The 23,428-nt window shown below is 73.1% G+C and carries 19 protein-coding genes; 14 read left to right on the top strand and 5 right to left on the bottom strand.

What is annotated here, in order from left to right:
- The first annotated feature begins 13 nt into the window (after positions 1 to 13).
- Complete coding sequence (locus VK611_27220) at positions 14 to 466, top strand: hypothetical protein (GenBank protein ID HMG45053.1); 453 nt, start codon at positions 14 to 16, stop codon at positions 464 to 466.
- Between the two features lie 69 nt (positions 467 to 535).
- Here VK611_27220 and ftsH read toward each other — a convergent pair whose 3' ends face one another.
- Complete coding sequence (ftsH, locus tag VK611_27215; GenBank protein ID HMG45052.1) at positions 536 to 2,419, bottom strand: ATP-dependent zinc metalloprotease FtsH; 1,884 nt, start codon at positions 2,417 to 2,419, stop codon at positions 536 to 538.
- A gap of 203 nt (positions 2,420 to 2,622) precedes the next feature.
- Here ftsH and VK611_27210 point away from each other — a divergent pair, with 203 nt between their 5' ends.
- From VK611_27210 to VK611_27170, 9 genes are all read left to right on the top strand, one after another.
- The gene (locus VK611_27210; GenBank protein ID HMG45051.1) at positions 2,623 to 2,847 is read left to right on the top strand and encodes a DUF3499 family protein; all 225 of its coding nucleotides are present in this window, start codon (positions 2,623 to 2,625) and stop codon (positions 2,845 to 2,847) included.
- Between the two features lie 37 nt (positions 2,848 to 2,884).
- On the top strand, positions 2,885 to 3,625 hold the full coding sequence (locus VK611_27205; protein HMG45050.1) for a type II CAAX endopeptidase family protein: 741 nt from the start codon (positions 2,885 to 2,887) through the stop codon (positions 3,623 to 3,625).
- Positions 3,625 to 6,594: a hypothetical protein gene (locus tag VK611_27200; protein ID HMG45049.1), complete on the top strand. Its 2,970-nt coding sequence runs from the start codon at positions 3,625 to 3,627 to the stop codon at positions 6,592 to 6,594. The genes VK611_27205 and VK611_27200 overlap by 1 nt, the downstream gene beginning before the upstream one ends.
- On the top strand, positions 6,591 to 7,829 hold the full coding sequence (locus VK611_27195; protein ID HMG45048.1) for a glycosyltransferase: 1,239 nt from the start codon (positions 6,591 to 6,593) through the stop codon (positions 7,827 to 7,829). The genes VK611_27200 and VK611_27195 overlap by 4 nt, the downstream gene beginning before the upstream one ends.
- Positions 7,830 to 7,837: 8 nt before the next feature.
- Entirely contained in the window at positions 7,838 to 9,220 is a 1,383-nt protein-coding gene (locus tag VK611_27190; protein HMG45047.1) for a phosphomannomutase/phosphoglucomutase, read from the top strand.
- A 3-nt stretch (positions 9,221 to 9,223) separates the two neighbouring features.
- Positions 9,224 to 9,460, top strand: coding sequence for a Trm112 family protein (locus VK611_27185; protein ID HMG45046.1), 237 nt, complete (start codon positions 9,224 to 9,226; stop codon positions 9,458 to 9,460).
- A 15-nt stretch (positions 9,461 to 9,475) separates the two neighbouring features.
- Positions 9,476 to 10,519: a bifunctional phosphoglucose/phosphomannose isomerase gene (locus tag VK611_27180; protein HMG45045.1), complete on the top strand. Its 1,044-nt coding sequence runs from the start codon at positions 9,476 to 9,478 to the stop codon at positions 10,517 to 10,519.
- Positions 10,520 to 10,693: 174 nt separating this feature from the next.
- A complete protein-coding gene (locus VK611_27175) occupies positions 10,694 to 11,620 on the top strand; it encodes a type IV toxin-antitoxin system AbiEi family antitoxin domain-containing protein (protein ID HMG45044.1) in 927 nt (308 codons plus the stop codon).
- A gap of 76 nt (positions 11,621 to 11,696) precedes the next feature.
- Positions 11,697 to 13,964 carry a molybdopterin oxidoreductase family protein gene (locus tag VK611_27170; protein ID HMG45043.1) on the top strand — a complete coding sequence of 756 codons (2,268 nt, stop codon included), beginning with the start codon at positions 11,697 to 11,699 and terminating at the stop codon, positions 13,962 to 13,964.
- 12 nt (positions 13,965 to 13,976) lie between these two features.
- Here VK611_27170 and VK611_27165 read toward each other — a convergent pair whose 3' ends face one another.
- Complete coding sequence (locus tag VK611_27165; protein HMG45042.1) at positions 13,977 to 14,669, bottom strand: hypothetical protein; 693 nt, start codon at positions 14,667 to 14,669, stop codon at positions 13,977 to 13,979.
- Positions 14,670 to 14,814: 145 nt separating this feature from the next.
- Between VK611_27165 and VK611_27160 the strand changes: the two genes are divergently transcribed.
- Entirely contained in the window at positions 14,815 to 16,710 is a 1,896-nt protein-coding gene (locus tag VK611_27160) for a type IV secretory system conjugative DNA transfer family protein (protein HMG45041.1), read from the top strand.
- A gap of 102 nt (positions 16,711 to 16,812) precedes the next feature.
- On the opposite strand, the gene VK611_27155 is transcribed toward VK611_27160, so the two are convergent.
- From VK611_27155 to VK611_27145, 3 genes are read right to left on the bottom strand one after another with little or no spacing between them, the layout of a single operon-like run.
- The gene (locus tag VK611_27155) at positions 16,813 to 19,779 is read right to left on the bottom strand and encodes an AAA family ATPase (protein ID HMG45040.1); all 2,967 of its coding nucleotides are present in this window, start codon (positions 19,777 to 19,779) and stop codon (positions 16,813 to 16,815) included.
- 36 nt (positions 19,780 to 19,815) lie between these two features.
- Positions 19,816 to 20,157, bottom strand: coding sequence for an MmcQ/YjbR family DNA-binding protein (locus tag VK611_27150; GenBank protein HMG45039.1), 342 nt, complete (start codon positions 20,155 to 20,157; stop codon positions 19,816 to 19,818).
- A complete protein-coding gene (locus VK611_27145) occupies positions 20,148 to 20,915 on the bottom strand; it encodes a helix-turn-helix transcriptional regulator (protein ID HMG45038.1) in 768 nt (255 codons plus the stop codon). Before VK611_27145 ends, VK611_27150 begins: the two co-directional genes overlap by 10 nt.
- Positions 20,916 to 21,002: 87 nt before the next feature.
- Between VK611_27145 and VK611_27140 the strand changes: the two genes are divergently transcribed.
- From VK611_27140 to VK611_27130, 3 genes are all read left to right on the top strand, one after another.
- Positions 21,003 to 21,344 carry a nuclear transport factor 2 family protein gene (locus tag VK611_27140; GenBank protein HMG45037.1) on the top strand — a complete coding sequence of 114 codons (342 nt, stop codon included), beginning with the start codon at positions 21,003 to 21,005 and terminating at the stop codon, positions 21,342 to 21,344.
- Between the two features lie 67 nt (positions 21,345 to 21,411).
- On the top strand, positions 21,412 to 22,611 hold the full coding sequence (locus tag VK611_27135; protein ID HMG45036.1) for an amidohydrolase family protein: 1,200 nt from the start codon (positions 21,412 to 21,414) through the stop codon (positions 22,609 to 22,611).
- Positions 22,612 to 22,643: 32 nt separating this feature from the next.
- A partial coding sequence (locus VK611_27130) for a hypothetical protein (GenBank protein ID HMG45035.1) occupies positions 22,644 to 23,428 on the top strand: 785 nt, incomplete at its 3' end.

Here is a 23,428-nt window from a genome sequence, read left to right as displayed (position 1 = left end):
AGTCTCGATCGCGATGGAGCGCGTCGTCCTCGTCGTGGTGCTGGCCGTGGTGGCGGTGGTCGTGGCGGCGGTGGTGCAGCGCCGGCAGCGTCCGGCGGCGCCCACCCACACGGGCTACGACGTGCCCGACCAGCTCGACCGGTCCGACTTCACCCGCCCCGACGCCGCCTGGCTGGTCGCCGTGTTCACGTCGGCCACGTGCGACTCGTGTGCCGCGGTGTGGCAGAAGGCCCGGTTGCTCGACGGCGACGCGGTCGCCACGCAGGAGCTGGAGGTCGCCGCCGAGGCCGACCTCCACCGCAAGTACGCCATCGGCGCGGTGCCCGCGACCCTGGTGGTCGACCGGGCGGGCGTGGTGCAGGCGAGCTTCCTCGGCCCGGTCACCGCCACCGACCTGTGGGCCACCCTCGCCGAGCTCCGCGCCCCCGGGACCCTCCCCACCGACGGCTGCGACCACGGAGTCTGACCCGAAATTGCGTGTGTGGCGGTCGCTATGGGGCCGCCACACACGCAATTTCGGCGAGGGAGCGAGTTGTCAGGTCGGGGGAGTGGGAGGGGCGAGGAGGCTCTTGTCGGCGCTGTCGTTGTCGGACCGGCCGCCGTTGTCGCCGTCCTCGTCGCCGTTGCCCAGCTGCAGCGACGTGTTGTTGGCCACGTCGATCAGGCGGTTGACCTCGGCGCCGTCGATGGTCTCGTACTCCAGCAGCGCCCGGGCCACCAGGTCGAGGGCCTTGCGGTGGGTCCGCAGCGTGACCCGGCAGCGGTCCTCCTGGCGGCGCAGGATGCCCTCGACCTCTTCGTCGATCACCCGGGCGGTCTCGTCGGAGTAGTCGCGGGTGTGGATCAGGTCTTCACCGAGGAACACCTGACCGGCGGAGCCCCACGCCATCGGCCCGACCCGGCCGGACATGCCCCACTCGGCGACCATCTTGCGGGCCAGCTCGGTGGAGCCGACCAGGTCGTTGTTGGCGCCGGTGGAGATGACGCCGAACACGAGCTCCTCGGCGCAGCGCCCGCCCATGCGGACCACCAGGCTGTCCTCGATGTAGTCCTGCCGGTAGATGTGCTTCTCGTCGATCGGCAGCTGCTGGGTGAGGCCCAGCGCCATGCCCATCGGGAGGATCGTCACCTTGTGCACGGGGTCGGCGTTCTCGAGCACCGCAGCGGTGACCGCGTGGCCGGCCTCGTGGTAGGCGATGACCTCCTTCTCCTTCTCCGACAGCGCCATCGACTCGCGCCGCTGGCCCATCAGCACCCGGTCGCGGGCCGACTCGAAGTCTTCGCTGGCGACCATGTCGCGCCCCGCCCGCACCGCGTAGAGGGCAGCCTCGTTGACCAGGTTGGACAGATCGGCGCCGCTCATGCCGGGCGTGCCCCGGGCGACGATCCGCAGGTCGACGTCGGGAGCCAACCGCTTGTTCTTGGAGTGGACCTCGAGGATGGCGACGCGCTCGTCGAGCTCGGGCAGCGGCACGACCACCTGGCGGTCGAAGCGGCCGGGCCGGAGCAGCGCCGGGTCGAGGATGTCGGGCCGGTTGGTGGCCGCCATCATCACGATGCCCTCGGTGGCCTCGAAGCCGTCCATCTCGGACAGCATCTGGTTGAGGGTCTGCTCCCGCTCGTCGTGGCCGCCACCCAGGCCGGCGCCGCGCTTGCGGCCGATCGAGTCGACCTCGTCGACGAAGATGATCGCCCGGCCCAGCTTGCGGGCGGTCTGGAACAGGTCGCGCACCCGGGAGGCGCCGACGCCCACGAACATCTCCATGAAGTCGGAGCCGGTGACCGACAGGAACGGCACGCCCGCCTCGCCGGCGACCGCCCGGGCGATGAGGGTCTTGCCGGTGCCGGGGGGACCGACCAGCAGCACGCCCTTGGGGACGCGGGCGCCGATCTCGGCGAAGCGCTCGGGGTGGCGCAGGAAGTCGACCACCTCGGTGACCTCCTGCTTGACGCCTTCGTAGCCGGCGACGTCGGCGAACGTGGTGCCGGGTCGCTCGGTGGAGTACGTCTTGGCCTTCGACCGCCCGATCGACATGATCCCGCCCATCTGTGACTGGGCGCGGCGCTGGATCAGCCAGAAGATGCCCAGGAACAGGGCCAACGGGAGCAGCAGCGGGAGGATGGCGGTGAGGAAGTTGCCCTGCGGGGTGTCGAACTTGACGGTGACACCGTGGTCCTCGAACAGGGTGCGGTCGGCGTCGGACGGTTCCAGCGGGCCGTTGGTGCGGAACTTCTCGCCGTTCTTCAGCTCACCGCTGATCGAGCCGTTGTTGTTGTTCCACTCGATGGTGTCGACCTTGTCGTCGGCGACCTGGGAGAGCAGCGAGTCGCCCGATCCCTCGTAGTTGATCTCCTTGCTGTCGTCGCGGGGGAAGTTGCCGGCGAGCATGACCATCGCCAGCACGACACCCAGCACCACCCAGATCAGCCAACGGGGGAAGGGGGGCTCGCTGCGTCCGCCAGGGCCTCGCGACGAACGCCCCGGAGAGGGGGGCGGCGGAGGCGGCGGTTGTGAGCTCATGGACCACAGGATAAGGCGACTCTCGTCCCTCGCGGATACAGGGCCGTCAACCGTCCCCAGGTCCCCGGGCAGGCGTACGGTCGACGCTACGTTTGGGGGTCATGACTCGCCAGTGCGCCCGGCCGGGCTGCAGCGAGGTCGCCCGCGCCACGCTCGCGTACGACTACAAGCAGCGGACCACCTGGCTCGACCCGCTCTCCGACGAGTCGCACCCCATGGCGTACGACCTGTGCCACGACCATGCCCAGGCGATGACCGTGCCGCGTGGCTGGCGCCTGGAGGACCGGCGCTACCCGTTGGTCGACGGTTCTTTGAGCCGGTGGTGAGTGGGGCCGACCCTGCGTAGCCGCCTACCCTGGTCCGGTGTCTGATCCCGATCTTGCACAGCGCGCCACGCCGGACGACCCGGCGCTGAGGACCCCCACCTGGGGTCTCGGCGACGCCGCCGTCGGGTTCCTCCTCGGGCTGACCGGATCCGTGCTGGCGGTGTCGTCGGTGGTCGCGATCACCGGCGACGACACCGACGACCTGTCGCTGGCCTGGCTGAACGTCGCCCAGATCGGCCTGTGGCTGCCGCTGCTCGGCATCGCGCTGTGGGCCGCCGCGGTGAAGGGCAACGGCGCCGTCCGCGACTTCGGCCTGCGCATCCTGTCCTGGGACCTGCCGCTCGGTGCCGTCGCCGGGGTGCTGTGCCAGTTCGTCCTGCTGCCACTCGTCTACGTACCGATCCTCTGGATCACCAACACCGACACCGAGAAGCTCAACGACGTCGCCCAGGAGCTGACCGACCGGGCCGACAACGGCTTCGGGATCGCGATGCTGGTCGTCCTCACCGGCATCGGCGCCCCGATCGTGGAGGAGATCTTCTACCGGGGCCTGGTGCTGCGCTCGCTGGAACGGCGCTGGGGCCCGACCCCGGCGATCCTCGTGTCGGGCCTCCTCTTCGGGGCCGTCCACTTCCAGCTCCTGCAGCTGCCGGGCCTGGCGGTCTTCGGGGTGGTGCTGGCCTGGATGACGATCAGGACGGGTCGGTTGGGGCCCGCCATCGCCGCGCACATGGCGTTCAACCTCGTCACCGTCGTCGCTCTGGTGGCGGACAACTGATGGCCGACGAGTCGCCCCGTCACCTCGCGCCCCGCATCCCCGATGCCGGAGCGCTGGGCCCGCCCCTCGACCCGCCGGTGTTCGTGAGCGAGGAGGGGGCGTTGCCCGACGCCCCGCCGGCGTCGCCCGCGCACCTGGCGCCGTCGGAGAACGGCGGCAACGGCGACCGCAACGGTGGCGGCCCCTGGGGCCCGTCCTTCGTCGGCGAGCAGCTCGACCCCCTCCCGCCGATCGACGATCCCGAGGCCGAGGCCCGCCGCGCGCGGGTCCGCAACCTGGTCGACTGCGGCATCGTCCTGGCCTGCTGCCTGTTCGTGTTCCTGCAGCTCGGCCCCGGCAACATCTTCAGCGACACCACGCCCGCCGGCGGCGACATGGGCGCCCACGTGTGGGGCCCCGCCTACCTGCGCGACAACCTGCTGCCCAACTTCCAGGTGTCCGGCTGGTCGCCCGACTGGTACGCCGGCTTCCCCGTCTACCAGTTCTACATGGTGGTCCCGTCGCTGCTGATCGTGCTGCTCGACGTGGGCTTCGAGGGGCCGTTCGCCATCCTGCCCCTGGCCGTCGCCGTGGGGTGCGCGGTGATGGCGTACCGGTCGTGGCCCCGCGAGCCGGGCGGCTCGACCTGGCGCCGCAACGCCTGGGTGGCCGGCGGGATCCTGGCCCTGTGCTGCGTCGGCATGCCCTACGGGGTGGCCTTCAAGCTGGTGTCGATCAGCGGTGCGGTGACGCTGCCGCTCGCCGCCTACGCCTTCGGTCGCCTGTCGGGCCTGCGCTTCCCCACGCCGGCGTTGTTCGCGGCGGCGTCGCTGGTGTTCCTCTTCTACCGGGGCTTCACGATCTACGGCGGCAACCTGCCGTCGACGCTGGCGGGCGAGTTCGCCTTCTCGATGTCCCTGAGCCTCGGCCTCGTCTACCTGGGCGTGCTGTTCCGGGGCTTCGAGACCGGCAAGGGCCGCGGCCTGGCCGCGGTGCTGCTGGCGCTCACCGGCCTCTGCCACCTCATCCCCGCGTTCTGGGTGATCGGGGTGACGCTGGTGGCGCTGGTCGTCCGGCCCCGCCGCACCACCGAGGCCAACACCCGGCTGTGCGCCTGGTTGGCGGGGGCGGGCGCGGCGGTCTGCCTGCTGGGGGTGCACTGGAACTTCGGCGTCGGGTCGTTCGGCTGGCGCTTCGACGACGCCGTGATGTGGGACGCCTCCTGGAAGATCCCCTTCCCGCTGGTCGGCGGTCAGGAGCTGCCGGTCGCGGCGTGGATCGGCGGGGCGTTGGCGCTGGCGGCGCTGGTGCTGTGGCTGGTGCCGTCGCAGACCCTGCGGTTCACCGTGCCGGCGCTGGTGATCGGCGGGATGCTGTCGGCCTGGTGGGTGCTGCCGTTCCAGCGCCGGGGCCTCTACGTGAACGACATGGGCTGGGAGAAGATCCCGATCCCCGGCCAGGACCCGCCCCAGACGTGGATGCAGTACCTGCTCCCGTCCAACGGCCCCGACACCTCGGGGAGCGACCTGCGCTGGGTGTTCGCCATCGCCCTGGTGGGGGTGGGCCTCAGCCTGGCGGCGCGCCTGCGGATCGGCATCTTCCTCACCGCCAGTGCCGCGGTGCTGGCCTTCGCGTTCTGGATGGCGCCCGACTGGCGGCTCTGGAACGCCCGCCTGCTGCCCTTCTACTACCTGACCGTGATGCTGCTGGCGGCGCTGGCGTTCGTCGAGGTGATCCGCCTCCTGGTGCAGCTCGCGCAGGTCCGACCCGCCGGCGCCGAGGAGCGCAGCCTGGGCTCGAGCGTCGCCACCGCGCTCGGGGGCTTCGCCGTGATCCTGGTGGTCGTCGGCCTGCCGCTCGGCGTGCTGCCCTTCAAGGAGAGCGCGGTCGACGCCGCGGGCGGCACCGGCTATTCGTGGCCCCGCTTCAGCCCGCTCCAGGTCACCGCGACGGGTGCCCCGGGCTCGCCGTCGGGCTTCGTCAAGAGCTGGGCCAACTGGAACTACGAGGGTTACGAGGGCAAGCCGAGCTACCGCGAGTACTACGAGATCACCCAGACCATGCAGCGCCTGGGCGAGCGGCCGGGCGGCTGCGGTCGAGCCATGTGGGAGTACGAGAAGGAGCTCAACCGCTACGGCACCCCGATGGCGCTGATGCTGCTGCCGTACTGGACCGACGGCTGCATCGGGTCGATGGAGGGCCTCTACTTCGAGGCGTCGTCCACCACGCCGTTCCACTTCCTCATGCAGTCGGAGCTGTCGCAGAACTGCAGCTGCGCCCAGCGCGACATGCCCTACAGCGGCTTCGACATCAACCGCGGCGTGCAGCACATGCAGCTGCTGGGCGTCCGCTACTACATGGCCACGACCGACCTGGCGGTGCAGGCCGCCAGCGGCCACCCCGACCTCACGAAGGTGGCCGAGTCGGGGCCGTGGGCGGTGTTCGAGGTGGCCAACAGCCCGCTGGTCCAGCCGCTGATCAACGAGCCCCAGGTGCTCGAGGACGCGGGCGAGTCGCAGCACGACTGGCTGGAGAACCCGAAGGACGCGTCCGACCGCAACGACGGCCCCGCGGTCCGCTGGTACATGAACCCCGAGCTGTGGGACGTCGCGTTGGCGGCCTCCGGTCCCGACGACTGGGAGCGGGTGAAGGTCGACGAGCTGACCACCGGCCAGCGCCGCACCGGCGTTCCGGTGACGCCGGCCGAGGTGACGAACATCGAGGCGGGCAACGAGAAGATCGAGTTCGACGTCGACCGGGTGGGCAGCCCGGTGCTGGTGAAGGCGTCGTACTTCCCCAACTGGCAGGTGTCGGGCGCCGAGGGCCCCTACCGGGTGGCGCCCAACCTGATGGTCGTGGTGCCCACCGAGCGCCACGTGGAGCTGACGTTCGGCCGGACGTCGGTGGAGTGGTCCGCGTACCTGGTGACGCTGGTGGGGATCGTCGGGTTGGTGCTGCTGGCCCGCAGGGGGAAATACAAGTACTCATGACGCGCAGCGCGATCACGGGGCGGCTGCAGAGGCTCGCCACCGTGTCGCTGATCCCGAGCCTGGTCGACGTCGGCCTGCTGGTGCTGCTGCGACAGGGTCTGGGGTGGGTGCTGGTGGTGGCGGACCTGGTCGCCATCGCCGTGGCGAGCCTGCTGTCGTACCTGCTGCACCGGCTGGTGACGTTCCGCAGCGACCCCTACGTCCGCTGGGTGCACGTGCCGCCGGCGTTCGTGGCGGTCGCGGGCCTGGCGGCGCTGGTCGACGTGGTGGTGCTGCGGGCGCTGTTCGCCGGCACCGGCTTCAGCAGCGTCGCCGGGCTGGTGACGGCCAAGGCTGTGGCCCTGACGGCGGCCGCCGTGGTGCGGCTGGTGGGGTACCGGGCGGTGCTGCTCGTGGGGCTGACGTCGGCCCGCCAGCAGCGGTCGGAGCGCCCGGAGGCGCCGGGGTCGCTGCGCTTCAGCGTGGTGGTGCCGGCCTTCGAGGAGGCCGCGGGGATCAGGGCGACGGTGGGGTCGATCCGCGCGGCGCTCGCCGACGTCGCCGCGGAGGGCGGGCTGGAGGTGATCGTGGTCGACGACGGCTCGTCGGACGGCACCGCCGACGCCGCCCTGGCCGCCGACGCCGACCAGGTGGTGGTGCTGCCGGTCAACCGGGGCAAGGGCGCGGCCGTGCGGGCGGGGGTGCTGGCGGCGCGGGGTCGGACGGTGGCGTTCACCGACGCCGACCTGTCGTACTCGCCCGACCAGCTGCTGCGGATCCTCGATGCCGTCGAGGGCGGCTGGGACGTGGCGATCGGCGATCGGGGCCACCCCGAGGCCCGCACGGTGGTGCGCACGTCGAAGCTGCGGCAGGTGGGGAGCCGGGTGATCAACCTGTTCGGCTACGCGGTGCTGCTGGGGAGCTTCCGTGACACCCAGTGCGGCCTGAAGGGGTTCCGCTCCGACGTGGGCCGGTTCCTGTTCTCCCGGATGCGCATCGACGGGTTCGCCTTCGACATCGAGCTGCTGCACCTGGTGGAGCGCCACGAGCTGTCGTTGGCGCAGGTGCCGGTGGCGGTGTCGCACTCCGACCGGTCGACGGTGCGGGTGGTGCGCGACGCCGTGCGCCTGGTGCGCGACCTGTTCCGGATGCGGCACTGGGCGGCCACCGGCGCCTACGAGGCGGGCGACGCGTCGGCCGACGGGCTGGCGGGGTCGGACGACGCGGAACGCCGCGACAGCGACGCACTAGCGTGAACCAACTCATGGCCGGACTCGACCAGATCTTCAAGGCTTACGACGTGAGGGGCATCGTCCCCGACCAGCTCGACGCCGTCCTGGCGGAGCAGATCGGGCAGGCCTTCGCCCGCTTCGCCGTCGAGGCGTCGGCCCCGTCGTCGGTCACCCGGGTGCTCGTCGCCCGCGACATGCGGCCCTCCGGCGTGGAGCTGGCCACCGCGTTCTCGGAGGGCGTCCAGCGCCAGGGCCTCGACGTGGTCGACCTGGGCATGTCGTCCACCGACCTCCTCTACTTCGCCTCCGGCAAGCTCGCCGCACCCGGCGTCGTCTTCACCGCCTCCCACAACCCCGCCCAGTACAACGGCATCAAGATGTGCCTCGCCGGCGCCAAGCCGGTGGGTCAGGACACCGGCCTCGACGCCATCCGGGCCATGGTCGAGAACGGGGTGCCCGCGTCGACGGCCATGCCGGGGCAGATCGAGTCGGCGGACCTGCTCTCGGAGTTCGCGGAGCACGTGCGGTCGTTCGTCGACCGGGCCAACCTGTACCCGCTGCGGATCGTCGCCGACACGGCCAACGGCATGGGCGGCCTGGTGGTGCCCAAGGTGTTCGAGACCCTGCCGTTCGACCTGGAGATCCTCTACCCCGAGCTCGACGGCACCTTCCCCAACCACCCGGCCGACCCGATCCAGCCCGAGAACCTGCGTGACCTGCAGGCCCGGGTGAAGGCCGTGGGCGCCGACGTCGGCCTGGCGTTCGACGGCGACGCCGACCGGGTGTTCCTGGTCGACGACCGCTCCGAGCCGCTGTCGGGGTCGACCACCACGGCGATCGTGGCGGCCGGCGTCCTCGAGAAGGAGCCGGGGGCGACGATCCTCCACAACCTCATCTGCTCGAAGGCCGTGCCCGAGGTGATCCTGGAGCGCGGCGGCAAGCCCATCCGCACCCGGGTCGGCCACTCGTTCATCAAGCAGGAGATGGCCGAGACGGGGGCGGCGTTCGGCGGCGAGCACTCGGCGCACTACTACTTCCGCGACAACTACCGGGCCGACTCCGGCAGCATCGCCGCGCTGGTGGTGCTGGAGCAGCTGTGCAAGGCCGGGGTGCCGCTGTCGGAGCTCCGCCAGCCGTTCGACCGCTACGCCGACTCGGGCGAGATCAACTTCCGGGTGTCGGAGCCCCCGACCGTCGTCATCGAGCGGGTGGCTGCGCACTACTCCGGTGTGTCGGGCGCATCGCTCGACCACCTCGACGGGCTGACCGTCGACCTGGGCGACTGGTGGTTCAACCTCCGGCCGTCCAACACCGAGCCCCTGCTGCGGCTCAACCTCGAGTCGCCCAGCCAAACCGCGACCGACGAGCACGTCGCCGCCGTACGGTCGCTGATCACCTCTGACAAGGAGAACTGACAGATGTCGCTGGACCCGCAACTGCTCGAGATCCTCGCCTGCCCCGAGGACAAGGGCCCGCTGCTCTACTTCGACGACGAGGACACCCTCTACAACCCGCGCCTGAAGCGCCGGTACCCGATCCGGGACGACATCCCGATCATGCTGGTCGAGGAGGCCGAGACGGTCGACGACGAGACCGACACCCGGCTGCTCGCCAAGGCCGAGTCGCACGGCGTCACCCCGACGTTCGAGGCGTAGAGCCAGGTGTCGGGGATGCTGTCGCCCGAGCTGCTCGACTCGCTCGACATGTTCGGGGTCACCGCCGGGTTCCCGGAGCAGGTCCGCTCGGCCGTGGGGGCCGCGCAGGGCCTCGAGGGCCTGCCCGACCACGACGCGATCGACAACGTCGTCGTGCTGGGGATGGGCGGCAGCGGGATAGCCGGCGACGTGCTGACGGCCGTGGGCGGTCCGTTCGTGCCGGTGCCGATCGTGGTGGCGAAGGGCTACGCCCCGCCGTCGTTCGTGGGGCCGGAGACCCTGTGCTTCGCGGTGTCGTTCTCGGGCGACACGGAGGAGACGGTGGAGGCGGCGTCCGCGGCCGCGGCTGCGGGCGCCCGGATGGTGGTGATCGCCCGGGGCGGCGTCCTGGGTGACCTGGCGCCGCGGTGGGGGGCCGTGCGGGTGCCGCTGCCCGACGGCATCCCGATGCCGCGGGCGGCTCTGGGGGCGCTGGCGGTGCCGCCGCTGCTGGTGATGGAGGCGGTCGGACTGTTCCCGGGGGCGTCGGCGTGGGTCGAGGCCGCGGTGGCCCAGGTGTCGGCGCGGCGTGACCAGCTGGTGGCGGCCGGGGCCGACTCCCGGGCCCGTTCACTGGCCCGGACCATCGGGCGGACGATTCCGCTGGTGGTGGGCGCCGGTCCGCTGGGCGCGGTCGCGGCCCGCCGTTGGAAGACGCAGGTGAACGAGAACGCCAAGGCGCCGGCGTTCGCCTCGGAGATCCCGGAGCTGTGCCACAACGAGATCGCCGGCTGGGGCCAGCACGGCGACATGACCCGCCAGGTGTTCACGCTGATCGAGCTGCGCCACGACGAGGAGCACCCGCAGGAGGCCCGGCGCTTCGAGCTGACGCGGGACATCATGGCCGAGGTGGTCCACGAGGTGGTCGAGGTCCGCGCCGAGGGCGAGGGCCCCCTGGCCCAGCTCTTCGACCTGATCCTCATGGGCGATTTCGTGTCCTTGCACCTCGCCGCCCAGGAGAACCTCGACCCGGGCCCCATCCCGGTCCTCGACGACCTGAAGCGAGCTCTCTCGGGCTGACGTTCTTTCGCCCGTCGTTGCGATGCCGGCCGACCGTTTCGGTCGCTGGGCGCCGCATCGACGTGGGCGGCGGCGTCGTTGCGATGGGACGTGACCCTTTCGGTCGTTGGGTGCCGCAGCGACTGGCCGTGGGTCTCTCCTTGCTTGTCACACCCCGTCGGCATCATGCGGGTCATGACTGCTCGCCATCTCGACCAGGCCATCGACCGACTCGCCCGTCGCCAGCACGGGGCCTTCGGTGACCGCCAGGCACGTGCCGCCGGTGCCACGGAGCGGATGATCCGACGCCGTGTGGCCACCGGCCGCTGGCTCCCGCTCGACCACCACGTCTACGCCCTCCCCAGCCACCCGGGCACCTGGCGTCGGCAGTGCATGGCGGGCACGCTCGTGATCGAGGGGGCCGCCGTGTCCCACGTGAGCGCCGCGGTGCTGCACGAGCTGGCGGGGTTCCGGCCGGGGCCGCTGCACCTCGTCGCTCCCCGAGGGTCGCGGCACCGAAGTCGCCTGGCGACGGTGCACGAGTCGTCGTGGCCCAGGTCGACGATCGTCGACGGCATCCCGACCGTGACACTGTCCGACACCGTCTTCCAGCTCGCCGGCATGGTCGACCAGCTGCGCCTCCGAACCCTCTTCGCCGACGCCGTCGTCGCCCACCCGCCGGTGCTCGCTGCGATCGCCGACCGGTACGTCGACCTCGCCTACGCCCGGCTGCCCGGCATCGGGCTCGTGCGGTCGCTGCTCCGCGAGCACGACACGGGCGAAACCCCGGCCCTCAACGACCTGGAGCGCCTGCTCGACGCCCTGCTCGACCGGGTCCGCGGCCTGCCGCGGCGTCGGCGGCAGGCCGCGCTGCCGGGGTGGGAGCACGGCGACGCCCGGGTCGACGTCCTCGTCGACGACTGGCGGCTCATCGTCGAGGCCGACGGTCGGCGTTGGCACACGCGTGTCACCGACTTCGAGCGGGATCGTTGGCGCGACAACGTCGCCACCACCCAGGGCTACGACGTCCTGCGGTTCACCTACAGCCAGCTCACGACGGGGTGCGACGAGAGCCTTGCACTGCTGGCGCGCTACGCGGAGGGTCGGGCTCGTGCGGCGTGAGGCGACCGGTTCGGTCGTTGGGCGCCGCAACGAGGTGGCGAGCCAGCACAATGGTCGGCGCCGAAGGGGGGCCGTGATGGGAACGACGGTGACGAACGAGGTCAGGACCGCTTATCGCATCTGTCCGTTGTGCGAGGCCGGGTGCGGGTTGGAGGTCACGCTCGAGGGGGATCGGGTCAAGCGGATCCGGGGCGACCGGGACGACGTGTTCAGCCACGGGTACATCTGTCCCAAGGGGTCGACGCTCAAGCAGCTCCACGAGGACCCCGACTGGCTGCGCCAACCGCTGGTGCGGCGGGACGGCGAGCTGGTGCCGGTCACGTGGGACGAGGCGTTCGCCGAGGTCGAGCGGCTGCTCCTCCCGGTGCTGGAGGCCCACGGCCGCGACGCGGCGGCTGTCTACCTCGGCAACCCCAGCGCCCACTCGCTCGGCGCCCTGCTGTTCGCCCGGCCGATGGTCCGGGCGCTGGGCACCACCAACGTCTTCTCGGCCAGCACCGTCGACCAGCGTCCCAAGGAGATCTCGTCGGGCCTGATGTTCGGCGGCGGGCTGACGGTCCCGGTCCCCGACGTCGACCGCACCGACTACCTGCTGATGCTGGGCGCCAACCCGTTCGCGTCGAACGGCAGCCTGGCCACCGCTCCCGACTGGCCGGGCCGCCTGGAGGCTCTGCTCGAACGGGGCGGGAAGCTGGTGGTGGTCGACCCCCGCCGCAGCCGCACGGCCGAGGCGGCCAGCGAGCACGTGGCGGTCCGCCCCGGCACCGACGCCTTCCTGCTGATGGCGCTGGTGAACGTCCTGTCGACCGAGGGGCTGGTCGACGTGGGCGCCGGGCTCGAGCCGTACCTGGCGGGTCTCGACGAGGTGCTGGCGGCGGCCGAGCCCTTCACCCCGGAGGCCACGGCGGCGCTCACCGGGATCGACGCGGAGACGGTGCGTCGGTTGGCGCGGGAGCTGGCGGCGGCGCCGACGGCCTGCGTCTACGGCCGCATCGGCACCACCGTCGCCGAGTTCGGGACGGCGGCGTCGTGGCTGGTCGACGTGCTCAACGTGCTCACCGGCAACCTCGACCGTCCGGGCGGCGCCATGTTCACCCGGGCGGCCGCGGGCTCCTCCAACACCCGGGGGACTCCCCGCTACGGGCGGGGCCTGCGCCTCTACCGGCGGCAGAGCCGGGTGCGGGGTGCGGGCGAGACGCTGGGCGAGCTGCCCGTCGCCTGCCTGGCCGAGGAGATCGACACGCCCGGCGACGGCCAGGTGCGGGCGCTGATCACGGTGGCCGGCAACCCGGTGCTGTCGACCCCCAACTCCGGGCGGCTCGACGCCGCGCTGGCGACCCTCGACGCCTACGTGGCGGTCGACCCGTACGTCAACGAGACCACCCGCCACGCCGACGTGATCCTGCCGCCTCCGACGGCCCTGCAGAAGGGCCACTACGACCTGGCGCTGCTGCAGCTGGCGATCCGCAACGTGGCGAACTACTCGCCGCCGGTGCTGCCACTGGCCGACGGGCAGCCCGACGAGTGGGAGATCCTGGCCCGCCTGGCGCTGATCCTGCAGGGCCTCGGCGCCTCTGCGTCGCCCGACCTGGTCGACGACCTGGTGCTGCGGACGCTCGTCGGGGCGATGGTGGCCGACGAGACGAGCCCGCTGGCTGGGCGTTCGGTGGACGACGTGGTCGCCGAGCTGGGCGACCGCCGGGGCCCGGAGCGGCTGATCGACCTGATGCTGCGCACCGGCCCGTACGGCGACGGCTTCGGGGCGGGCCCGGGGACGCTGACGCTCGACGTGCTGCTGGCGAACCCCCACGGCGTCGACTTCGGGCCGCTGACGCCCCGGCTGCCGGAGGTGCTGCGGACGCCGTCGGGCATGGTCGAGCTGGCGCCCGAGGTGCTGGTGGCCGACGTGGCCCGGATGTCCGAACGGTTGGCGGCGGGGGTTCCCGACGACCAGATCCTGCTGATCGGCCGGCGTGACCTGCGTTCCAACAACTCGTGGATGCACAACGTGGAGGTGCTGGTGAAGGGCAAGCCCCGCTGCACCCTGCACGTCCACCCTGCGGATGCGACCCGGCTGGGCCTGACCGACGGTGTCGCGGCGGAGGTCGCCTCCCGGGCCGGCAAGGTGACGGTCCCGGTCGAGGTCACCGACGCCATCCGCCCGGGTGTCGTCAGCATCCCCCACGGCTGGGGCCACGACCTCCCCGGCGTCGAGCTGTCGGTCGCGAGCCGCTACGCCGGCGTGAACACCAACATCCTCGCCGACGAGGACCACCTCGACCCCGTCTCCGGCACCGCCGTCCTCAACGGCATCCCGGTCTCCGTCACCCCCGCCTCTGCGTAGCCCCGCCACCCGCTACTCCCGGCCGGCCGCGTAGGCGGTCGCGAGGCGGCGTTCGGCGCGCTGGCGGTGGGCGAACAGGGTGCGCTCGGGGATGCCGTTGGCGACCGCCAGGTCCGACAGGCGGTGCCCGGAGATCCGGGACCGGGCGATGAGCGTCGCCTCGGCCGGCGCCAGCAGCCCGTCGTGGACGGCGTCGCACAGCACCTCGGTGAGCTCGACGCCGGGGTGCGCCGCCGTCGCCGCGGCGTCGTCGGCCGGGTCGAGCGCGGGGACCTCGGGGCGGGGCACGGCGTTGCGCATGTCGCGGGACGCATCCATCAGCACGTTGGCGGCGACCCGACCCGGCCGCCGCGCCAACGGGTACCGCCGGATGCGTTGGTACACGGCGGCGACCGCGGCGGCGGCCCGCTCGTCGTGGTCGCCCAGCGCCCACCAGCGCCGGGCCAGGTTGCGGGTGCCCGGCAGCAGCAGCTGCAGCAGCACCCGGGCCGCCAGGCCGTCGCCCTCGACCGCCCGCGCCACCAGCGCCAGCAGCACCCGGTCGGCCTCGGCGGGCCCGGCCCGGCGCACGTACTGCTCGACGTCGGCCAGCGTCTGGGCCGAGCCGGCGACCCGGCGGACGTCGGCCAGCTGGCGGGCGGCGGCCCGGGAGCCTGCCAGCCGGCGCCAGTCCCGGTCCAGGTCCGTGAACACGTTGCTCGTCATGGAGCGAACCGTGCGACGCGGGAGTACCGCCAGCGGTACCCGCGACGCTCCCGCCCGCCGAGAAATCCCAGGTGGAGCCCCATACGACCGACGGGGGAGTCCCGCGGCTGCCATCGCCGCGCACCCGTCGTGCATCCACCCGGTGGTGAGCGATCGCGACGATGCCTGGCAGTCGGCCCTGACCACCGCGCTGATGCTGCTGGCCGCGGCGGCCGGCCTGGTGCTGGTCACCGGGCACCTGGCGACGTGGATGTTCGAGCGCGACTGGCCCAGCTACGACGTCGACGACGCACCCGGCATCGTCTGGCGGGTGGTCGAGCACCCGGGCGATCCGGCGGCGGCGTGGACGCCGGTGAACCGGGGCGCCCAGCCGCCCGGCCCGGCGGTGTGGTGGGCGATGTACCTGCTGTTCGTGTCGCGGCTGGTGACGCTGGCGACGGTCACCCGGCGGATCGGCACCCGCCTCGCCGGGGCGCTGAGCCCCTCGAACGCCGGCGGGTGGGTCCCCTGGCGCGACCCGCGCCGCCAGCGCGACGGCACCCGCTGGGCGTCGTGGCGCGACCAGCACCGGCTCCGCCCCCGGCGCGACGACGAGGCCGCCGTGGTGGTCGGCTGCAGCGCCCACCAACCCGCGGTCACCCGCTTCGTGCAGGTGGTGACCGGCATCGGCGGGCGTCGACGCCTGGTGGTCCGCGACCGGCACAGCCTGCTCGTCATCGGCCCGTCGAACTCGGGCAAGAGCAGCGCGGTGGCGATCCCGGCGATCCTCGAGTGGCCGGGCCTGGTGGTCGTGGCGTCGGCGAAGGCGTCGGTGGTCGACCACACGATCGGTTGGCGCAGCCGGCTGGGCGACGTCCACGTGTTCGACCCCGGCGACGCCAGCCGCTTCCGGGGCTCCGGCTGGTCGCCGTTGGCGGGTTGCGGCACCTGGACCGGCGCCCGGCGGGCCGCGCAGGACCTGGCCGCCGCGGCCCAGGCCGCCGCGCAGGTCGACCCGGAGACCCCGCCGATCCCCACCCACGCCGTGGCCAAGGCGCTGGCGCCGTACCTGTTCGCCGCGGCGCTCACCAACCGCAAGGTGGCCGACCTGGCCTACTGGCTCGACCGGGAGGAGCGCGACGACGTGCTGGCCGAGCTGGCGGCCGCCCACCCCGACGTGGCCCACGCCCACCTCCAGGCCGTGTTCCGCCTCGAGGACACCGTGCGGGAGGCGGTGTTCGAGGCGTTGCGGCTGCTGTTCGAGCCGTACCTCGACCCCCACGTGGCCCGCTCGGCGGAGCAGCACGAGGTGGTCGCCGACGAGCTGCTCGACGGCGGGGCCCACACGCTGTACGTCACCAGCCCCTACCACTCGCGGGCCCGGCTGCGGCCGATCTGTGCGGCGGTGCTGCGCCAGATCGTCACCCGGGCCTACGAGCAGGCGGCGGCGTCCGGTCGGCCGCTGGCCCGGCCGGCGCTGCTGGTGGTCGACGAGGGTGCGGCGATCGCTCCGACCGCCGACCTGGAGACGGTGGCGTCGAGCGCGGCGCTGTCGGGCATCCAGCTGGTGACCCTGTTCCAGGACGTGGCCCAGATCCAGCGCCGCTACCGGGACCAGGCGGCGGCGGTGGTCAACAACCACCGGGCCAAGCTCTACCTCCCGACCCGGATCGACTTCGCCACGGTCGGCGACGCCGAGTCGACCGGCGCCGACGCCGGGGCCGGTGCCGGCGCAGGGGGCGACGTCGGGGCCGGGGCGGTACTGCGCCGGGCGCTGCTGCCGCCGGCCCACGCCCGGCAGCTGGCGGAGGGCGAGGGGGTGCTGCTGTACGGCAACCTCGCTCCGATCCGGACCCGCCTGCGCCCGTGGTTCCGGAGCCGGACGCTGCGCCGCCGCGTCGAGCTCCCCCAGGACGACCTGGCCCCCGCCCCGGGCAGCGGCCTCGGCCCGCCGCGCTCGGACCTGGAGCTACCCCCGAGCCCCCCACCCGATGCGAACCCGTCGCTTCCCCGCAACGTCACCCGCCTCGGCACCCACCGCGGCCGCCCCACCCCGATCTGACCCCCGAGTCGTTCGTGGTCGTTTTGTCGTTCTCGAGTCGTCTGTAGTCGGTCTCCGACGACGAACGACTCGACCGTGGGTTGGCGACCACAGACGACTCGGCTAGGGGCGGGTCTCCCCGACGGTGCGGGCGGTGACCCAGGTGGCGATCTGGGTGCGGGTGCTGAAGCCGAGCTTGGTGAGGATGTGCTGGACGTGGTTCTCCGCGGTCCGTTCGGCGATGTGGGCCTCGGCGGCGATCTGCCGGTTGGTCAGGCCCTGGGCGACGAGCCGGGCGATCTCGTGCTCGCGGCGGCTGAGCGGGCTGAGCGGGCCGGCGGCGTCCGCGTCGGCGTCGCCGCCCGGACGACCGAGGTCGGCCAGCACGGCCCGGGCCTGGGCCTGCACGGGCGCCATGCCGAGGCGCTGCGCCGTGGCCTCGGCCTCGGTCGCGACCGTGAACGCGTCGTCGCGGTCGCCGGGCCCACCCCGTCGGTGGAGCACCTCGGCGAGAGCGCCCTGGCTATCGGTGGTGCAGGCGAGCAGCCCGGCGTCGCGGTTGGCGGCGACGGCGGCCCGGAGGTGATCGACGGCGTCGTCCAACCGGCCGCACCCCGCGGCGCTGACGCCGATGAACCTCTCGGTCGACCCCCGGGTGAGGATGACGCCGGCGCCGCTGGCGACATGGACCGAGGCGTGGGGGAGCAGGCGCTCGTAAGCGGTCTCGGCCGCGGCGCTGTCGCCCAGGGCGGCCGCGACCGCGCCGCGGTAGGCGTGGTAGGTCGGGGTGAAGAACGGTGGCGGGCGCCAGCTCGGGGGCGGCAGGTGCTCGCACAGCTCGGCGGCCTCGTCCGGGCGGCCCAGCGCGAGGCTCAGCTCGGCGCGACTGAGCCGCATGAGCGGCCCGAGCGGCAGGGGCATGTCGAGGACGGCCGCCCAGGTCGACGAGCTGACCAGATCGGTGCCGGTGAGCGTGGCGACGACGACCCTGACGGCCTCCGATCCCATGAGCGCGATGTGGTGCTGGCCCCACTCGGCCAGGGCGGTGGCTTCGTCGGTGGCGGCGAGGGCGTCGGCGAAGCGGCCACGGCCGGCGAGGATCGCCGCCCGGCTGCGGGCCAGGTGCCAGCGACCGAGGGGTTGACGCATGCGGGTGACGAGCGGTTCCAGCCGGTCGAGCTCGCTCTCGGCTTCGTCGATCCGCCCGAGCTGCACCAGCGCGTCGAAGCGCCACAGGCGCCCCCACATGACCGCGGCGGCATCGTGGGTCCGCTCGCCGAGCTGCCGCATGCGCCCGGCCAGCGTCAGCCGTTCACCGACGCCGTCGGGGTTCGACAGGGCCATCTGGCGGGCGCGGAGCGCGATCAGCAGTGCGGTCGGGTCGTCGAGCCGCTCGGCCATGGCGAGCGACTCGGCGCTCACCGCGGCCATGTCCTCGAGGTCGCCGGTGAAGGTCCAGGCGAGGGCCTGCTGGGCGAGGAGCTGCGACCGCAGCGGGCTGTCCGCGGCGTCGAGTCCGGCCAGCGCGGTGTGGCACCAGCCGTCGACCTTGGGAAGCCACTCGGGTGACGACACGTCGGGCATGACGACGGCGGCCCGCGCCAGCCCCTCGAAATCGCCGGCCTGCTGGGCGAGGGCCGCGGCTTCCTCGACGCTGGCCGTGGCGGCGTTGACGTCGCCCGCGAGGTGCTCCGCCCGGGCCTTCTCGACCAGCAGGCGGCCGCGGGCGCGCCCGTCGACTCGAGCGCCGCGGGTGGCGTCGAGCGCCCGGCCGTACAGCACGGCGGCGTCCTCGAAGGCGAGCTGGCGGAGGGCCAGCTCGGCAGCCCGGCCGGTCGCCTCGAGCGCGGCGAGCGGATCACCGACCGGCAGGGACTCGAGACGGTGGTGGGCGATCTCGGAGCGGTGGCCGTCGACGTCGGTGGCGGTCAGGTGCTCGGCGGCCCGGAGGTGGGCGCGGGCCCGCGCCGCGGTGGGCACCTCCAGGCGGAGGCTGTCGCGCACCAGGTCGTGCTCGAAGCGGTAGCCGGCGGACAGGCGCGACCGGACCACGATCCCCGCGGCCAGGGCTTCGTCGAGCCCCGACAGCACGGCGTCGAGCCCGGTGTCGGCGATGGCCGCGAGCAGGTGCGGCTCGATGTCGACGCTGACGACCGCCGCCCGGGCGAGCAGCTCGCGGCACGATGGCGACAGGTGCCCCAGCCGCTCGACGATCACGGCTCGGACCGCGTCGGGCACCAGGCCCTCGTCGGCGCCAGCGCCAGCGTCGGCGTCGGGGCCCGGCTGGGTGTGGCTGGCGAGGAGGCGGCCGATCTCCTGGACGAACAGCGGGTTGCCGGCGCTCCGCTGCGCGACGGTCGCCACGGTGGCGTCGTCGGGCCGGCGGCCCAGGGTGTGGGTGAGCTGCTCGCCGACCTCCGTCGGGGTCACGCCGACGAGGTCGATCCTGGTGATCGAGCGCTGGCGGCCGATGTCGGCGAGGACCTCGCCCGGTTCACCGGCCCACCGCGCGTCGAGGGGCCGCAGCGCGCCGGTGACGAGCAGCCGGGCGTCGCGGACGTTCCGCACCAGATGGGCCAGCAGCAGGAGCGACGCGGTGTCGGCCCAGTGCAGGTCGTCGAGCACGAGGACGAGCCCGTGGTCGGCGGCCGCGGCGACGAGGAAGTCGCAGACGACCTCGAAGAGCGCGAAGCGCTGCTCGGTGCCGGCGAGCGCCGGTCCGATCGGGCTGCCGGGCGTGGCGCCGGTCAGGGCACGGAGCTCGGGGGCGATGCGGGTCAGGTCGTCGGCCGCCCCGCCGAGCAGCGCCTGCGCCGCGTCGGGGTCGGTCCCGGCCAGCCAGCCCCGCAGGATCTGGCGCCACGGCCAGAACGGGGGCGCACCCTCCTCGTTCGTGGCCCGCCCCCAGACCACCGGGACCGAGCGGGACCCGGCGAGGCGTCCGAACTCCTCGAGCAGGCGGGTTTTGCCGATGCCCGCTTCGCCTGTGACCAGCACGTTCGTCGCGTGGCCGGCAACGGCTCGGTCGAGGGCGCCGACGAGCGTGGTCAGCTCGGACGAGCGCCCCACGAACCGCTGCTCCGTCGACATGCGCAGAACACTAAGGACTCGCGCGGAGGGCATCGGTCAACCCTCGTAGGCGGCAGCCACCTTCTTCGGCACGCACATGCGCCAGGCGTCGACGAGCAGCTCCCGCAGCTCGTCGACGTCGAGGGCATCGAGCCGTACGCAGACCCACCGGTACCGCATGTCGGAGGGGCGGGGCATGAGGAACTTGTCGGGCTCCGAGGCCACGAGTGCCTCCCGCTCGTCCCTGGGGAAGCCGAAGCCCATGATCGTGTCGTCGTGGTAGAACGCGGCGTAGACCATGCGGCCGACCCGGAACCTCACCTCGCCGCGGACGAGCGCCTCGTACGAGCGAGGGAGCGTGGCGGCGATCGCCCGGGCGTCGTCGATCGTCACCCCCATCGGCGGCGCAGCACCTCGGCGGTGCGATCGTCGGCGGGTAGGAACGCCTCGAGGTGCAGCTCGGCGAGCGTCACGTCGGCGGCGGTGGCGAACGACGTGAGCGTCGTGATGAGGCGGAGGTCGCCGTCGGCCGAACCGAGCTCCAGGGGCACGGCGAAGCCGAGCACGTCGTCCGGCGGCGGCAGCGGCGGCAGGTAGCCCTCGAGCTCGGCGAGCAGCGCGTCCAGGGACGGGTCCGGGCTGCGGCTGAGCTGGGCCCGCAGGTTCTCGGTGATGTGCCGGCCCCACTCCGGCAGGTTGCGAACCCGGGACGCGTTGCCGTCGGGGTGGAGGGCGAGGCGGAACACGTTGACCGGCGGCGCCAGCAACGCGGGGTCGACGTCCTCGTGGAACAGCTCGAACGCCCGGTTGGCGGTGACGAGGATGCCGTGTGGTCGTACGACCATCGCCGGGTACGGAAGGTGGCCGTCGAGGATCGTGTCCAGCGCCTCGCGGATCGGCCGGAGTGCCGCGTCGTCGAGCCGTGACTCCGGGAACGCCGGCGCGAAGCCGGCGGCGAGGAGCAGCTCGTTGCGCTCGCGCAGCGTGAGGTCCATCGACTCCGACAGCCGCACGACCACGTTGCGCCCCGGTCGGGAGCGGCCCTGTTCGATGAAGCTCACGTGCCGCTGGGTCGTGTCCGCCCGTATCGCCAGCTCCAGCTGGCTCAACCGGCGCGCCGTGCGCCAGCGCCGTAGCTCGGTCGGGAATCGGGACATCACCGGACGATCGTTGCCCACACCGGGCCTCGATGCCATTCCCTCCAGGGAGTTGCCGCGATGCCCGCCTCGGCGGACGATGCGGCCATGACCGACACCACCACCGTCATCGACCGGTACAACGCCGCCTTCCTCGAGCGGGCACCCGAGAAGCTCGTCGACCTCATCGCCGCCGATTGCGTGATGGAGGGCACCGGCCCGGCGCCCGACGGCAACCGCTGGGCGGGCTACGACGAATGCCTCGCCGGCTGGCAGGGGTTGGCCTCCGACCCCACCATCCAGTTCGAGGTCGAGCACGTCGACGTCGACGGTGACCGCGCCGTGATCCGGTGGCGGATCACCGGCGCCGAGGACTACCGGGGCGTGAACCTCATGCGCGTCCGGGACGGGAAGATCGTCGAGGCGCTCGGGTACGGCAAGCGGCCCTGAGAAATGAGTACCGGCGATGAGTAGTCGCCACGATGCGGCGCTGGCGGTTCCGTCGTACTACTGACCCGTGACCACGGATCGCCGACCACGACAGCGCCTCGCCCTCCGCGCCGCAGGGCTCTTCGACGGAACCGGGGCGACCCTGCGCCCCGATCCACTCGTACTGATCGACGACGGCCGGATCGTCGCGGTCGAGACCGGCCGGGTCGAGCCGCCCGACGACGCGACGGTGGTCGACCTCGGCACGGCGACCCTGATGCCGGGGCTCGTCGACACGCACCTGCACCTGGCCTTCGACGCGGGCCCCGACCCGGTCGCGGCCCTCCGGGCGAGCGACGACGCCACCGTGCTCGCCGGCATGGCCGTCGCCGCCCGCCGGGCCCTGCGCGCCGGGGTGACCACGGTCCGCGACCTCGGCGACCGCAACTACCTGGCGCTCCGCCTGCGTGACGCCACGGACCACGGGCTCCCGACGATCGTGGCCGCCGGCCCGCCCATCACGACGCCCGGCGGTCACTGCCACTTCCTGGGTGCCACCGCGCAGGGCGAGAGCGCCGTCCGTGCCGCGGTGCGCGAGCACGCCGCGCGGGGCGTCGACGTCATCAAGGTGATGGCCAGCGGCGGGTTCATCACCCCGGGGTCGACCGGCCTCGTCCCCCAGTTCGACGCCGACGAGCTGCGGGCCGCCGTCGACGAGGCCCACCGCCACGGTCTGCCGGTCACCGCCCACGCCCACAGCACGCTGTCCGTGGCGGCCGCGCTCGACGCCGGCGTCGACGGCATCGAGCACTGCTCGTTCATGACCGACGACGGCGTGGACGCACCCGACGAGCTGATCCGGCGCATCGCCCGGCAGCGCGTCGCCATCGGCGCGACCCTCGGCGCGCTCCCCGGTGCCGTGCCGCCCCCGCCCGTCGCCCAGCGCCTCGACGCCATGCGGGCGACCATCGGGCGCCTCCACCGCGCCGGCGCCCAGATCCTGGCCGCGAGCGATGCCGGCATCGGGCCGCCGAAGCCCCACGACGTCCTGCCGTACGGCATCGAGCTGCTCGGCCAGATCGGCCTCAGCAACTACGAGGCGCTCCGTGCCGCCACGGTCGAGGCGGCCCGGGTGTGCGGCCTCGCCGACCGGAAGGGCCGCGTCGCCCCCGGACTCGACGCCGACCTCGTCGCCCTCGACGGCGACCCCCTCACCGACCTCTCGGCCCTCCATCGCGTCGCCGCGGTCTACCGCCACGGCCGCCACGTCACGGAGGAGACCGGATGACAACCACCCACCCGAAGCAAGGAGACACGGACATGCAACGACAGCGATTCGGTAGAGGCTTCGCGGCCGTGGCGATCGTGGCACTGATCGCCGCGGGCTGCGGCGACGACGACAGCGACAGCAACAGCGAGGCCGACGCCGCCGGGGAGCCGGCCGCAGCCACCGGCGACGGCGCGAACGTCGAGGCCTACTGCGACGCCGTGCTCGACGTCGAGACCGCACCGCCCCCTGACGTCGACTTCGAGTCGGCGTCGCCCGAGGAGCAGGCCGCGGCGCTGCGGGCCTACGCCACCGACACGGTGCAGCCGCTCGTGGCCGAGGCCCGGGCCGCCGCCCCCGACGAGATCGCGGACGAGGCCGAGGTCGCCTCGCAGGCGTTCGCCGACATGGCCGAGACGGGAGATCCCTCCGTGACGGAGCAGCCCGACGCCGTCGCGGCCTTCGCGACGCTCCACGCGTTCGACCTGGAGAACTGCGGTTGGACCCGCCAGGACGTCACCGCCACGGAGTACGCCTTCGCCGGGCTGCCCGACGAGCTGGCGGCCGGCCCCGTCAGCTTCGAGCTCGGCAACGACGGCTCCGAGATGCACGAGCTGCAGCTCGTCCGCCGCAACGACGGCGTGACCGAACCCGTCGAGGAGCTGCTGGCCCTGCCCGAGGAGCAGGTCATGTCCAAGGTGACCCCCGTCGGCTCGGGGGCGTTCGCCCCGCCGGGCGAGAGCGGGTACATGGTCGTCGACCTCGCCGCCGGCGACTACATCGCCCTGTGCTTCGTCCCCACCGGCATGACCGGCGAGGACCAGCCCCCGGCCCCGGA

The sequence above is a fragment of the Acidimicrobiales bacterium genome, from assembly GCA_035316325.1.
GTDB lineage: Bacteria > Actinomycetota > Acidimicrobiia > Acidimicrobiales > VFJN01 > DASXTK01.
This window is presented reverse-complemented; position numbering and strand designations above follow the sequence as displayed.